Source organism: Arthrobacter sp. Y81 (assembly GCF_002929335.1).
GTDB lineage: Bacteria > Actinomycetota > Actinomycetes > Actinomycetales > Micrococcaceae > Arthrobacter.
The window spans coordinates 24,465-38,440 of record NZ_PJIL01000027.1 but is presented as its reverse complement, the minus strand read 5'-3'; the positions used below and the strand labels follow the sequence as shown (position 1 = coordinate 38,440).

Annotated in this window: 14 protein-coding genes and 2 pseudogenes; 4 read left to right on the top strand and 12 right to left on the bottom strand. The window is 65.0% G+C overall.

Annotation, left to right across the window (positions count from 1 at the left end):
• The 5 genes and pseudogenes from CXQ91_RS22575 to CXQ91_RS22555 all read right to left on the bottom strand — a co-directional run.
• Positions 1–227 (bottom strand): annotated as a pseudogene (locus CXQ91_RS22575) (multicopper oxidase family protein); the annotation flags it as partial.
• Entirely contained in the window at positions 227–496 is a 270-nt protein-coding gene (locus CXQ91_RS22570; protein WP_104176099.1) for an SHOCT domain-containing protein, read from the bottom strand. The gene CXQ91_RS22570 and the pseudogene CXQ91_RS22575, both read right to left, overlap by 1 nt.
• A 146-nt stretch (positions 497–642) precedes the next feature.
• Positions 643–711, bottom strand: a pseudogene (locus CXQ91_RS25555) (DUF1003 domain-containing protein); the annotation flags it as partial.
• A gap of 62 nt (positions 712–773) precedes the next feature.
• The gene (locus tag CXQ91_RS22560; RefSeq protein ID WP_104176098.1) at positions 774–3,590 is read right to left on the bottom strand and encodes a cation-translocating P-type ATPase; all 2,817 of its coding nucleotides are present in this window, start codon (positions 3,588–3,590) and stop codon (positions 774–776) included.
• A 104-nt stretch (positions 3,591–3,694) separates the two neighbouring features.
• The gene (locus CXQ91_RS22555; protein ID WP_104176097.1) at positions 3,695–4,453 is read right to left on the bottom strand and encodes an SDR family oxidoreductase; all 759 of its coding nucleotides are present in this window, start codon (positions 4,451–4,453) and stop codon (positions 3,695–3,697) included.
• 271 nt (positions 4,454–4,724) lie between these two features.
• On the opposite strand from CXQ91_RS22555, the gene CXQ91_RS22550 reads away from it, so the two are divergent.
• The 4 genes from CXQ91_RS22550 to CXQ91_RS22535 all read left to right on the top strand — a co-directional run bounded on the left by CXQ91_RS22550 (position 4,725) and on the right by CXQ91_RS22535 (position 7,117).
• Entirely contained in the window at positions 4,725–5,189 is a 465-nt protein-coding gene (locus CXQ91_RS22550) for a universal stress protein (RefSeq protein ID WP_104176096.1), read from the top strand.
• A complete protein-coding gene (locus tag CXQ91_RS22545) occupies positions 5,186–6,052 on the top strand; it encodes a universal stress protein (protein WP_104176095.1) in 867 nt (288 codons plus the stop codon). The genes CXQ91_RS22550 and CXQ91_RS22545 overlap by 4 nt, the downstream gene beginning before the upstream one ends.
• Before the next feature lie 121 nt (positions 6,053–6,173).
• The gene (locus CXQ91_RS22540) at positions 6,174–6,644 is read left to right on the top strand and encodes a GyrI-like domain-containing protein (protein WP_104176094.1); all 471 of its coding nucleotides are present in this window, start codon (positions 6,174–6,176) and stop codon (positions 6,642–6,644) included.
• 2 nt (positions 6,645–6,646) lie between these two features.
• The gene (locus CXQ91_RS22535) at positions 6,647–7,117 is read left to right on the top strand and encodes a VOC family protein (protein WP_308471428.1); all 471 of its coding nucleotides are present in this window, start codon (positions 6,647–6,649) and stop codon (positions 7,115–7,117) included.
• A 335-nt stretch (positions 7,118–7,452) separates the two neighbouring features.
• Here the strand turns inward: CXQ91_RS22535 and CXQ91_RS22530 are convergent, their stop codons facing one another.
• From CXQ91_RS22530 to CXQ91_RS22495, 7 genes are all read right to left on the bottom strand, one after another.
• Positions 7,453–9,072, bottom strand: a complete 1,620-nt coding sequence (locus tag CXQ91_RS22530) for an ABC transporter permease (protein ID WP_104176092.1) — start codon at positions 9,070–9,072, stop codon at positions 7,453–7,455.
• Positions 9,072–9,980, bottom strand: a complete 909-nt coding sequence (locus CXQ91_RS22525; protein WP_104176091.1) for an ABC transporter ATP-binding protein — start codon at positions 9,978–9,980, stop codon at positions 9,072–9,074. Before CXQ91_RS22525 ends, CXQ91_RS22530 begins: the two co-directional genes overlap by 1 nt.
• 286 nt (positions 9,981–10,266) lie before the next feature.
• On the bottom strand, positions 10,267–10,830 hold the full coding sequence (locus CXQ91_RS22520) for a YceI family protein (protein ID WP_104176090.1): 564 nt from the start codon (positions 10,828–10,830) through the stop codon (positions 10,267–10,269).
• Positions 10,831–11,215: 385 nt separating this feature from the next.
• Entirely contained in the window at positions 11,216–12,151 is a 936-nt protein-coding gene (ppk2, locus tag CXQ91_RS22510; RefSeq protein ID WP_104176089.1) for a polyphosphate kinase 2, read from the bottom strand.
• Between the two features lie 125 nt (positions 12,152–12,276).
• On the bottom strand, positions 12,277–12,420 hold the full coding sequence (locus CXQ91_RS25550; RefSeq protein ID WP_258074227.1) for a hypothetical protein: 144 nt from the start codon (positions 12,418–12,420) through the stop codon (positions 12,277–12,279).
• Between the two features lie 135 nt (positions 12,421–12,555).
• Positions 12,556–12,741, bottom strand: a complete 186-nt coding sequence (locus CXQ91_RS25860; RefSeq protein ID WP_374953702.1) for a universal stress protein — start codon at positions 12,739–12,741, stop codon at positions 12,556–12,558.
• 22 nt (positions 12,742–12,763) lie between these two features.
• Complete coding sequence (locus tag CXQ91_RS22495; protein ID WP_104176087.1) at positions 12,764–13,975, bottom strand: MFS transporter; 1,212 nt, start codon at positions 13,973–13,975, stop codon at positions 12,764–12,766.
• Position 13,976: the final 1 nt, after the last annotated feature.

The following is a 13,976-nucleotide window of genomic DNA, read 5'->3' as shown; positions in this document are numbered from 1 at the left end:
GCGGCTGCTTGCTTCCCGGCCAGCAGTATCTGTCCGGGTGCGGCTTCGAGCCGGACCTGCAGCAGCCTGTCTGCGCTCCGCTCCTCCTGCGGCTGGGTCAGCTCGCCTCCGGTGACCGGCCCGGAAGGGGAGGTCAGGGTCCAGATCATCCCGGCGGCGCCGGCCGCCGTCGCCGCGACTCCCACGCCCCCCAGCAGCAGGGCCTGGCGGCGGCTGATCGGCCGCACTACGGCCCCTGACCGAGGACCCCGAGTTGTTCGCGATACTGCTCCGCGGTCAGCTCGCCCGCAGCAAAGCGCTCATCGAGGATCTGACGTGCCCTGCTTCTTCCCGTGGGCGTGCCGCCATGCACCTGGGAGCCCGGAGGGGCGTAGCCGCCGTGGGCACCGGCGCCAAATATCCGGACCATCAGCAGCACCAGAATCGCGATCCCTGTGAGCAGCAGGATGCCCCAGAGCCACATCCAAACCATGCCTTGTCCGTAATCCCACATCATGACGGGCGCCTTTCGCCTCCGACATCCAGTACTCCGATTCTCGCGGCGGCGTTGGCTGAGGGGTAGAGTCCGAGGTCCCGGTCCGCGCGGGCCCCATGTCGCGGCTGTGCCTCGTCAGCCACGTTTCACTTAGAAGAGCGCGACCGCTGACGGTTGGCGGCAATCAGAAGAATCGCACCCTGAAGACCGGCAAGCATCGAGAGAAACAGGTTCATCGGCCAGCTACCCCTACCGTTCCTGGGCCTGCATAGGGAAGCAAACCCGCATGATCAGCCGCTCATCCCCGAGGTAGAACGCCGGTTTTCTTCCGCCGGGCTGACCTGTAGAACAGTTTGCGGAGTTCGTCGAACCACAACACAGTGGATGCCATACCGATGCAGACAGCCCAGTGTGCGGCGTCCAGGGACACGGTCCCAAAGGCCCGCTGCAGCAGCGGGACTTCCACCACAGCGATCTGAAGTGCAGCCGCGAGCAGGACGGAGCCCCACAACCACTTGTTGACGAACAGCCGATGGAAGGCGCTGTTTAGATCTGAACGTGAGCTAAAAGCGTTGAACAGCTGCGCGAACACCAGAGTGGTGAAGCCGGCAGTCCGGGCCACGTCCAGGGAGTCGCGGCCGTGGACGAGGCCGCCGGGCAGGAAGATGTCGATGGTGAGCAGGGTCGCGATACCCATGACCAGGCCGACAGCCAGGATGCCGGCCCACATCCGCCTCCCGAGGATGCGGTCGGTCATTTTCCGCGGCGGGCGGTCCATCACATTATCTATTTCCGGGTCCACTCCCATCGCCAGCGCGGGTCCGGAATCGGTGACGAGGTTGATCCACAGAATCTGGGTGGCCAGCAGCGGCAGCGCCACAGCCTCGCCGCTTGCTCCTGCCAGACCCATGGTGCTGGCGAAGACCACGCCGAGGAAGACTGTGAAGACCTCCCCCATATTCGACGAAAGTAGATAGCGCAGGCATTTTTTGATGTTGTCAAAGATGACCCGGCCCTGACGCACCGCTGAGACAATAGTGGCGAAGTTGTCGTCGCCGAGAATCATCTTCGAAGCTTCCTTGGTCACTGCGGTTCCGGTGATGCCCATGGCAATACCGATGTCGGCGGACTTCAGGGCCGGGGCGTCGTTGACGCCGTCCCCTGTCATGGCAACGACGTTGCCTTGCGCCTGCAGCGCATCAATGATTTGGAGCTTGTTGCGCGGGGACACACGCGCGTAGACGGACGTGGAGCCGGTGACGGCACGCAGCCCCGCGTCGTCGAGTTCATCAAGCTGGGCTCCGGTCACTGCTTTCTCCCCCGGTTCGCAAATGCCCAGATCAGTGGCAATCCGGGCGGCTGTGACGGGGTGGTCGCCGGTGATCATCGCCACGCGGATGCCCGCACGACGGGCCGCCGCCACGGCAGCCGCCGCTTCGGCGCGGGGCGGGTCAATGAGGCCGGCGACGCCGAGATAGACAAGGGCGTTTTCGTCCTCTTCGTCGAGCACGTCCGTTTCGTGACGGTCGCGCTCCCCGTACGGGCGATAGGCCACGCCCAGGGTCCGGAAAGCCTGCGCCGACAGCGTTTCGACGTCTGCCAATGCCTTCTCGCGCAGCGGCCCGTCCAGCGGGACGATGTCCGCCCCCACCTGCATCCGGGTACAGCGCCCCAGGAGGACATCCGGCGCCCCCTTGGTAACAAGGGCGAGTTCGTCGAACTCCTTGTGGCGCGCGAGCGCTGACATCAGCTTCCGTTCTGACGTGAACGGGACCTCGCCCTGCCGTTCGAACTCCCCGACGCGTTCGGTAACACCCTCCAGCTTTCGGGCAGCAACCAGGAATGCAGCTTCCGTGGGATCGCCCTGGATCTGCCACTGACCGTTGTGTTCGGTCAGCTGCGCATCATTGACGAATGAGCCGCCCGCCAAAACCATGCGGACCTCGTGAAGTACCACCGGGTCGCTGGCTACCCGGTTTCCCTGAAAGGCCTGGCCCTCGGGCCGGTATCCGACGCCGGTAAGCTCGATCTGCCCCGATGCGGTCACGATCCGGCCGATCGTCATCTCGTTCCTCGTCAACGTTCCGGTCTTGTCCGAGGCGATGACAGAAGCTGAGCCTAGAGTTTCCACCGAGTGGAGTCCCTTCACCACGGCATTGCGGCTGGCCATCCGCTGGACACCGATGGCCAACACGACCGACAGGATGGCCGGGAGCCCCTCGGGCACCGCGGCGACCGCGAGCGAGACGCCCAGAAGAAGCACGGTCACCAGATCCTGCAGCGAAGAAACTTCGTTGACGAGCACAATGGTCGCCATCACCACAACGGCGATGCCTATCACCGTGACGCCCAGCAGCCTGCTAACCCCAGCGATTTCCTTCTGGAGCGGTGTGGGCTCGGCCTCGGTCCGTTCGAGCATGCCAGCGATGGCGCCCACTTCGGTGTTCATGGCCGTCCCGGTGACGACCGCTCGGCCGCGACCCTGGACGACGGCCGTGCCCTTGAAGACCATGTTCAGGCGGTCCCCAAGCGGCACATCCCCGCCCAAAGTCCCCGGATCCTTAATGACCGCTTCACTCTCACCGGTCAGCGGGGCTTCCGATACGCGCAAGACACTGGCCGTGATCAGCCGGGCATCGGCCCCGACGGCGTCCCCCTCGCCCAGCACCAGGATGTCACCGCGGACCAACTCGGCGGCGGGGACCGTCTTGAGCTCACCATCGCGCCACACCGTGGAAACTGCGGCTGTCATCGACTGCAAAGCGGCGACGGCGTTCTCCGCCTTGTTCACCTGAGCGAATCCGAGTACCGCGTTGAGCAGGACGACCGCCAAGATGACCACCGCATCGATAGGCACACCCGTCGCGCCTTCAACCGCCCAGGCACCAAAGGAGATGGCGATGGCCACCAGCAGCAGATAGATCAGCGGATCCTGAAACTGGGCCAGGATCTTCCGCCAGATCGGCACCGGCGGGGCGGCACGGAGCTCGTTGGGCCCGTCCGTCTCCAGCCTGCGCAGGGCCTCTGCAGAATCCAGACCCGCTGCCGGCTCCACCCCAAAGGCAGCCAAGGCGTCCGCGGCCGCGCGCAAGTGCCAGGCGGTGGTTTCGATCAACGGGCTACGTCTCTGGAAGGAATCACGCAGAACCCCTCTAATGGAGGGACAGCCAATAGCTGTCTCTTTTCCTCAGGCTATCAGCCAGCTTGTCCACAGGATCTTCAATGACCGTCATCTGAGGCCGGGGTGGGGGTCGTCACACCGGCGGTTTCGCCACCATCGATGACGAATTCGGCACCGGTGACAAACGAGGACTCATCTCCTGCCAGGTAGACGACCAGATCCGCTACCTCTGTCGGCTGGCCGATCCTGCGCATCGGAACATGGTCCGTGTCGAATGTCATGCCTTCAGTCATTGGTGTCTGGATCACTCCTGGGTGCACCGAGTTGACCCGGGTTCCGGATCCTCCAAGATCCAATGCAGCGCTCTTAGTCAGACCCCTTACCCCGAACTTCGACGCCGTGTACCCGGCGAGCTGTTTGTACCCGCGCAGACCAGCGATCGAGGAGATGTTGATGATGGAGGCCGCGCCGGCAAGGGCCAAGGAGGGGGCTGCGGCTTTGATGCCGTTAAAGACCCCCGTCAGGTTCACATCGATAATCCGCGACCACTCATCATGGCCGTATTCATCGATCCGCCCGAAGTTCACAATTCCGGCATTATTGACCAGTACACTCAGGCTGGCGAACGCGGTCACCGCCTCGCTAACCGCCCGGTCCCAGTCGGCCGGCTTCGTGACGTCCAAATGGACAAAACGGACGTTGTCGCCGAGCTGCGCCACGAGTTGCTCCCCCTCGGCGTCCAGGACATCACCGACGACGGCCTTCGCCCCTTCATCCACGAACCGCGCGACGATCGCCGCGCCGATGCCCCGGGCCCCGCCGCTGATCAGAGCCACTTTGCCGTCCAAACGCCCCATGACCTCATCCTTTCCATTGCAGCATCTCAAGTCACGATTGCGCTCCACAGGAGAGCCACAGGCACCATCCCAATGATCGATTCGGTTGTGAAGGGCACTTGTACCCCTAATAGCCAATTGCTCCCGGCCACGCGCCTCCCCCTTGGCGGGAGGCGCGCGGCGGATAGTGGCCAGGACGGCCCCGGCCCCGGCGGGTGACCTTTGGCCCTACAGGTCCGCCTTTTGACACCGCAGGCTGGAGAGGCAGCAAACCCGTCCAAAGGAATCCGTTATGGAGCAGTCAGCGACACACGATCCCACGTTAGTGGTGGGTGTGGACGGATCGGAGGCCTCTGTGGAAGCTCTTCGGCAGGCCCAGCGGCTGGCTGTCCCTCTCGGGGCCAGGGTGCTGGCCACCGCCTACTGGGATGACCCGCAGGTCTACGCCGGCTACGTGGCAATGGGCATAGACCATTTCGAGGAACGGGTCAGAACGGTTCTCAATCAGGCCCTGGAACAGGCCTTCGGGCAAGACACTCCACCGAACATCGTTCCCCGCGTCATCCGAGGACACCCCCGGGACTCACTCATCGACGCCAGCCGCCATGCGGACATGATCGTGGTTGGAAGGCGCGGCCACGGAGGATTCGGCGGCCTGCTTCTTGGCTCCGTCAGCTCAGCCTGTGTCGCTCACGCGCACTGCCCCGTCCTGGTTGTTCATAGCCCCGAGAAAGCTCAAGGGAAGGACCCGCTGTGAGTACGTCTAAGCCGATCGCCGTCGCTACTAATGATTCTTCCCAGAGCCGCGCGGCGGTGACGTGGGCTGCCCGGCGAGCTGCCGACGTCGGCCTGCCGCTGATGATTCTGTACGTTGTTGACGACCGCTGGGTGATAGAACCCACGCCTTGGACCGGAATGCTGCTCGATAAAGGCGAAGAACTGTTGGAAACCGCTGCCGGGCGGGTAAGAGGCACAGTTCCGGTGGAGGTCACCACCAAGATCTTGGAAGGCGGCGTTGCCGGCTCGCTGGGCAAGTATTCCACCAAGGTGTCAATGCTTGTGGTTGGGTCCGGCGCCGCCCATTTGGGTGGTTCACTGACCGACCGGGCACTTCAGGTCGCCGCCGCGGCGAAGTGCCCAGTCGCGGTCATCGGAGACCAACCGATCGAAGGCCGGCGGGGTGTGGTTGTGGGTGTGGACGGGTCCGAGGAATCCACCCAGGCCGTAGCGTTCGCTGCCGCCGAGGCAGACCGGGAGGGCCAGGAGCTGACAGTGGTCTACGCCTTCCAGGCGCCCAGATGGGTGAACGGTGGCCTTCTCGGAGAGAATCTAGCCCAGCTGATGGTGGAGGAAGAGCAGATTGTGCTGTCTGAAACAATCTCCGGCCTCAGCGAGGATTACCCGGACCTTGTGGTGCGCAAAGTCCTGGAAAGCGATATGGAACCTGCGGCGGCTCTGGTGCAAGCGGCAGCTGAAGCTCAAATGCTTGTGGTTGGCAGCCGCGGACGGGGCGGGTTCAAAAGACTACTGCTCGGTTCCACGGCCCACTCGGTCCTGACACATTTGCCGTGCCCGACGGTAATAACCCCGGTCCGGCGCATAAAGGACAAGAAGTACTAGCCCTCCAATACGCAAAACTCAACATTTACCTCATTCCGAGGCTTCTGCACACGAAGGCGGCCGGAATCCCAAGGGACGTTCGGCCCTGTCGGAGGCAGCGCCCGCAGCGGAGGCTGGTGTCATGAGTGACACCAATCCACAACCCAGAATGGTCCACACGGTTGAACAGCCGACGGCCGTCGTCCACGAAAGAATTCCGATGGATGGCCTGACGGAATTTTTCGGCCGGGCTTTTGGCACCGTGATGGCTGCGGCACAGGTGCAGAACGTTCAACTGGCCGGGCCGCCTTTTGCTCTCTACCGGGGAATGCCCACACGAACCGTGGACGTCGAGGCCGGATTTCCTGTGAACGCCAATTTTCTGGAGACGGGAGGAGTGGCAAAGGGCTCCCTCCCGGAAGCCGAGGCTTTTGAAGCCTTGCACATCGGCCCCTACGACACTCTCCAAAAAACGTACGGGATCATCCAGGAACACATGAAGGCGGAAGGCTTCACTCCATCAGACACGATGTGGGAGTACTATCTGAGCGATCCGGCGACAGAGCCTGATCCAACGAAGTGGCAGACACGGGTGGTTTGGCCCATTGCCTGAAGATGAAGACTAGAACCGAGAAAGCAGCAGTGCGCCAAGGCAGCCCTTCAAACCTGTGGGTGAATGCAATGAGTGGAGTAGTACATTTTGAGATCCCCGCGGACGACGAAGATCGCGCGAGGAAGTTCTACAATTCGATCTTCGGCTGGAAATTTCAGGTGATACCGGAGATGGAGTACAGCCTGGCAATGACCGCGCCAATGAACGACCAGGGTGAGCCAGCAGAACCCGGCTCCATCAACGGCGGAATCTTCCGCCGCGGAGACATGCTCCAGGCACCAGTGGTCACCATCTCGGTCGAGGACATCGACGCCGCGCTGGAGCAGATAGCGCGTCAGGGGGGCGAGACAGTACGAGGCAGGATGGCGGTTCCGGGTTCTGGCTGGAACGCGTATTTCCGGGACAGCGAAGGCAACGTGGTCGGACTCTGGCAGAACGATACCGCTGCCCCTACGGGCCTTTCAGAAGAGTGAAGGGGCATGCGCACAGGGGGTACGGTGCGGCTTACCGAAGCACTTGCCGACTGAATCAATCGGACCACCCCGCCAACAGCGGCCCCGGTTCAGTCCGTTCCCGGAAACTGCTCGCCGAGGTAACGGCAGCGCTGCCAGCCCTCGACTCCTGCACCGGGCCGCCCACCGACGGATACCGGAATGGGTCTCTTCCACAGCATCGGGTTTTGGCGCACTGCATGGTGGGACCGCCTCACGCCAGGATGCCGGTGTCGCTTTCGCCCACGCTGAGGACTACGCGGACACCATCCCCGGTGCCTTTGATCCGGCGGCGGGAATTGCTCACACGATGAATTTCACGCGGTCAGGTCCCGCCGCTGGATCACGTACGTGGCCAGGCCGGCCAAAGCCGCCGCGATGACGGCCAGGCCCAGCGCCCCGGCCGGGTCGAAGGGCTCGACGGGCATGGCCGAGGAATGCCGGAACGGGCTCACGTCCTGCAGCCACACCGGCAGCCCGAAGAGCTCCCCGAATTCGCCCAGAACAAGTCCGGCCGCAAGCATCCCCCAACCGAGCACAACACTGAGCCGCGGTGCAAACGCGAAGACCACAGAGGCCGCCGCCAGGAACACGAAGGCAGCGGGAACATGCGCCAGCGCTGCCGGCACCACAGACCCGGCAGGTCCGTTGGTGGTGCCCGAAAGTCCCAGACCGATGGCGGCAGAGACGCCGGCCGTTCCGGAAACAACGACCGCCGAAAGAGCCGCGATAAACAGGTTCGCGCCGAGCCACCGGCCCCGGGATAGCGGAGCGGCCAGGAGCAGCTCGGCCCTGCCCTCGGCCTCTTCCGCGCGCATCCGCAGCACCGCCTGAATGCCTGCAGCCGCCGCGAACACCCCGGCCACACCGAGCAGCGCCGTGACGAACACGTCAATGAGTCCGGTCTGGCCACCCGGCACGAGCCGGGAAATCAGGTCCCGCAGCGGCGCCACACTGGAGACCGTCTCGGAAACCAGAGGGCCAAGAGCGCCGGCCACGGCTCCCAACACGGCTGCCCCGACGCACCATCCGGCCAGGGTGGAGCGCTGCAGGCGCCAGGCCAGGCCCACGAACGATGTGCCCCCGATTCCGGCCCGCTCCCTGCCCTCGCGCTGGGGCAGGAGGCTGGCGCCCACATCCCGCCGTTGCCGGACCAACACTGCAGCAGTTGCCAGGCCCAGCGCGGCAGCGAGAAGGACCAGCAGCGCGGACAGGTCCGGGCCGGTGAACGGCCGTACCCGCTGGCCCCAGCCGATGGGCGACAGGAGCGAGGGCCACGCACTGTCCACGTGCAGCAGATCCGCCGCCGGGGTCCCCAGCGCGTCCCCGACACCCCGGAGCAGATACGCCGCCCCCACCAAGCCCGCAGCCGCACCGTTCGCGCTCCGGCCTGAGGGCAGGACCTGGGCGACGGCCGCGGCAAGGCCCAGAAAGAACACACCGACAGCACCGACGGCGGCACCGGCCCCCGCGGCACCGGGAACTTCCAGCCCGGCCGCGACGAAACCGGCGGCAACAAACACGGCCAGGAGCACGTTCGCGGCCGCGCCCAACAGCAGCGTCGCCGCCAGGGATGCCGCCCGCGGCAGGGGCGCCGAGCCGAGAAGTTCGGCCCGTCCGAGTTCTTCATCGGTGCGGGTGTGCCGCACCACCAGGAACGTGCTCATCAGACCTGCCAGGACCGCGGTGAACGCAAAGCCCTGGAAGAACACGACCGCCCCGACACCTGTGCCGTCGGGCAGTCCGCGCATGAAAAGAAACGCCGGGTTCGAAGCTGCCAGGGTCAGGATCGCTTCCTGCGCGGGCTCGTCACCAAATTGCGTGACAACGGCGCTGGAGGTCGCAAAGCCGAGCAGCGTGATACCGAGGATCCAGACCTGCAGCGTCACCCGGTCCCTGCGGGCCTGGAACAATGCCAGCCGCACCACACCGGGCATCACTTCACCCCGCTGCCGTCACTGTAGTGGCGCAGGAACAAGGACTCCAGCGACGGCGGTGCGACGCTGAGTCCGCTGATCCCCGGCTCGGCGATCCCGGCCAGGACAGCACCGAGATCCGCGGCGTCGGCGTCGAACTCGGCAGCGGCGCCGTCAATGCTGATCCCGTGCGTCCCGGGCAGCGCCGCCAGGCGCGCCGGCTCGGCCAGCCCGGTGACCCGGAAATGCGTGCGTTTCAGGTGCCGGAGTTCACCCAGGGTCCCGGTCTCGACCGCGGCACCGGACCGGATGATAGTGATCCGGTCACAGAGCTGTTCGACCTCGCTGAGAATGTGGCTGGAGAGCAGAACGGTCGCCCCGCCCCTGCTGACCCGTTCGATGTGGCGGCGGAACACGGCATCCATCACCGGGTCCAGGCCGGCGCTGGGCTCATCCAGCAGATACAGGCGTGCCGGGCGGGCGAACGCGGCGATGAGGGCGACCTTCTGCCGGTTGCCTTTCGAGTAGGTCCGGGCCTTCTTCCGCGGATCGAACTCAAACTCCTCGATGAGCTGCCGGCGCAGATTCCCGTCGGCGCCGCCACGCAGGCCGGTGAGCAGATCGATGACTTCCCCGCCGGAAAGGTTCGGCCACAGACTCACATCCCCCGGGACGTAGGCGATGTCCCGGTGCGTGGCGACCGGGTCGGCCCAGGGATCCAGCCCGAACACCCGCGCAGTGCCTGCGGTGGGGCGGATCAGCCCCAGAAGAACCCTCAGGGTCGTGGATTTCCCCGCACCGTTGGGGCCCAGAAAACCGTGGATTTCCCCGGCGGCAACGCTCAGGTTCAGGCCGCCCAGTGCCCGTGTCCTGCCGAAGTCCTTAACAAGGCCCAGGGTCTCGATGACAGGTTGTGTTGCTGCATTCATGAGCCGGCCGCTCCTCAGGTCATCACGCGAACACCCGAGGCGGTCGCCGAGGGCGTTCCGCAGGCATTGCCCACGGGCCGACCAGGCTTCCCGGCTCTCCGATCCACAGCATACAAGCACCCGAACCGACGAGGAAGACCTTCACACACCCCTCCAGCCCGGAGATGTGCGCAACACACGGGCCACACCCCGCCAGGGTCCAGCGCCGCCCCCCGAAACTGCCGTCGGATGTTTCACTTTTCACAAGCCACCCGTTGTTAACCGCCAGGAAATAGCTCGGTGGGTGTCAGGCCGCCGGTTCTTCGACTTTCACGGCGGAGATTTCGAATTCAAGGGTGATCTTTTCCGAGATAAGGACCCCGCCGGAGTCAAGAGCCGCATTCCATGTAAGACCGAAGTCCTGCCGGTCAATCCGGCGTGAGCCTTCAAAGCCCGCCCGGAGGTTACCCATGGGGTCACGTTCGACGCCGATGAAGTCCAGCGGGATGGCGATGTCCTTGGTGACTCCGCGGATGGTGACGTCACCGCCAACGATGAAGTGGCCGTCGTCGACTTGGTCCACCCGGTTGCTGGAGAACGTGATCTCCGGAAACTGCGGTGCGTCAAAGAATTCGTTAGTACGCAGGTGCTGGTCGCGGTCCGCATTGCGAGTGTCAATGCTGGCCACCTTGATGGTCATCCGTGCCGACGACTGCTCAGGGTTTTCGGCATTGACATGAATGGCGCCCTCAACGTCGTTGAACGCTCCGCGCACTTTGGTCACCATTGCGTGGCGCGTTGAGAAACCGATGCGGGTGTGGGTGGGGTCAAAGCGCCTCTCACCCGAAAAGTGCGACAAGATTTCAGCCATGGAATGCCTCCTGTGCAGGCGTGCCGGCACAGGGACTGTGCTACGGAAAGGTGTAGCACACAGTATCAGACCGGCACCCTGGGACATTAGACAAGGTCGAAGCCATCACCGCCCTGATCGAACGCGGCGGCGCTCTCCGGCGTCGAAGACGCCGTCCGCGAAATGCAGGGCCGCGGAGTCAAGGTTGCGCTCTCCACCGGATTCCCCCGCGACGTCGCGGAGCCGCTCCTGGCGGGGCGGGGATGGACCGTAGCGCACGACGGCGGCAGCACCGCCGGGGGCAGCGCCGCAGGGGTCGGTGCGCGAGGGGCATCGTGCTCGACGCCGTAGTCTGCGCCGATGACATTGCCGCCGGCAGGGTCAACTCCACCTGGCCGGATGGGGTTCAGTCTCCGACGGCTTCGCGGCCGCGGCGCACGATGAGCGGGTCAGCGTCGTGAACCACGGAGGTATTCTTTTCGTCGTAATCGAATTGATTGAGGAAGAATCGGATGGCGTTGATTCGTCCCCGTTTCTTGTCGTTGGACTTGATGGTGATCCAGGGCGCGTGATCTGTATCTGTACGCAGAAACGTCTCCTCCTTGGCTTCCGTGTAGGCCTCCCACCGGTCCAGGGAGGCGAGGTCCACGGGCGAAAGCTTCCAGCGCCGCACCGGATCGATCTGGCGGATTGCAAAGCGGGTGCGCTGCTCGTGGCGGGTCACTGAGAACCAGAACTTGTTCAGGTGGATTCCGGAGTCCACCAGCATCTTCTCAAAAACCGGCGCCTGCTCCATGAAGGTGCGATACTCCTCGTCGGTGCAGAAGCCCATGACCCGTTCCACGTTCCCCCGGTTGTACCAGGAGCGGTCGAACATCACGATTTCACCGGCAGTGGGCAGGTGCTGGATGTAGCGCTGGAAGTACCATTGGCCCTGTTCACGGTCCGACGGCTTGCTAAGGGCCACGGTCCGGGCCGAGCGGGGATCCAGGTGTTCGGTGAAGCGCTTTATCGTCCCGCCTTTGCCAGCAGCGTCGCGGCCTTCGAAAACGATCACGTTCTTGAGACCGTGGTCCTGGCCCCAGTACTGGAACTTCAGTAGTTCGACCTGCAGGCGGTATTTCTCGAGCTCGTATTCCTCCCGCGACATCCGCTCGTCGTACGGGTAGTCCTCGCGCCAGGTCTCCACCGCCGAGCCGCCGGGATCGATGAGTTCAGGGTCTTCGCCCTGCCCGCCCCGCACGGTGTAGCCCAGCTCCACGAGACGGTCAATGGCGTGGCGGAGGTTGTCCCTGACCCACCACTGGTCCCCGGGCGTCCACGGCTTGCCTGCCTGTGCCATCCGGGTCTCCTTCCGGCTTCGCCTAAGCGTCGACGGCAGTTTACAGTACGGATGGAGAGCCGGAGAAGGCGCGTCGCAAAGCCGGTCCACGCAGACACAGGCCGGGAATCAGCCGACCGCAAGGATCAGGTAAAGCGCCGCTCAGCCAGCGCGGTGGGCGTCATGATGAGGCGCTCCGGTTTGCTGCGGGAGATCCCGTTCATGATCACACCGGGGGCGAAATAGGCTGTCAGCACCCACATGGATACTGACGTGACACTCTCGCTCACCAACGTCCGGCCGGCAGCACATCGTGCCCTCCGCCCCAGGCCAACCTCCCAAGAGACGCGCCACCGATCAGCGCAGTCTGGAAAACGGCCAGACCGGCCAGAGGGAAAACGCAGTTTCATAGAGTCGAAGCCCTTTCATCTGCGGCCGGGAACAATGAGGACGGGTCGTCGCTGGCGGCGGATCAGGGATGCAGAAACGGAGCCTTCAAGAAGCCTGTCCACGCGGGCAAGGGGCCCTTGCCGGCGGGCGCCCGCAACGACCAGTGAGGCACCTGTGCTCTCCGCCAGACGGCTAGAAAACTTCCACCCGACGCCGAGCACAATCGGTCCGTCCGGCCATCGTTCAGTGGACACGGGAACCTCTGCTGAGGTGCGTGACCACGGCGATGACTGCAGCAAGCCAGGTGGCGGCCGCCGTGGCGTAAGCCATGGATGTGAACGAGCCAAGCCAGGCTGCCATGGCGGGTCCGGCCGCCGGGGCGAGGGCCGTGACGGCGGTAAGCGGTGCGGCGAACGTTCCTTGCAGGGTGCCAAGGCCGCCTGCACCCCACCGGTCGGCGACGATGGTGGCCTGCAACAGTGTCTGGCAGCCGCGGACTGCACCGGCGAGCACGCCGGCCGCGATCAGCACCGGAACAGGTCCGGGCAACGCGGCGAGCATCAGGACCGTGACGGTGGCCGTGCCGGTGATGACCGGCAGCCGGGCCATGGAAGGGATGGCGGCGAAGAACAGGCGGCCGCCGACCTGCCCTGCTCCCACGAGTCCGAGGCCGAGTGCGGCCGTGGCGTAATCGGCACCTTTTTCCATCAGCACGGGGATGATGTTCAGCGTCACCGTGTAGAGGCCGAGGCACAGCAGGACCATGACGGCCTGCAGGCCGCGGAATTCTCCGCTGCGCCGGACCGAGCGCATCACCTCCCTGTCGTCGGCCGCAGGGGCTCCGGGCATATTGGGCACCCAGGTGCGGTTCAGGTAGCGGGCGTGCAGGGGAACGGTGATCAGGCCCATCACTGCGGCCAGTACGAGGAACGCGGCCCGCCAGCCGAACGCGGCACACAGGGCCGCGGTGAGCGGGGCGAAGACCGTGGACGCGAATCCCGCGACGAGGGTCAGGATGGTCAGCGGCCTGACCCGGGCGGGGCCGTACCAGCGGCTGATCACGGTGAACGCCGGCTGATACAGCACCGCGGCCTGCGCGGTTCCGGCCAGCAGCCATGCCGCTGCGAACATGGGCAGATTCGGCGCCACACCGACCAAAACCAACGCCAGAACGCCGACCACGGATCCCCGGATCATGAGATTGCGGGGGCCCGTCCGGTCTAGGATCCTGCCAACGGCGATCCCCGCCACGGCAGAGACGAGCAGTCCGGCCGAAAACGCCCCGGTCACGAGGGCCGGGTCCCAGCCGGTGTCCTCGCTGATGGGCCGGACCGCCGCCAGCAGCGCGTAGTAGAGCACGCCCCACCCAGTGGTCTGGGTGAAGCACAGCGCGGCGAGGCCCCCGCGCGGTGCACCCTCCGCGACCAGTGACCGGGTTACCGCGGGGGCGGGCATG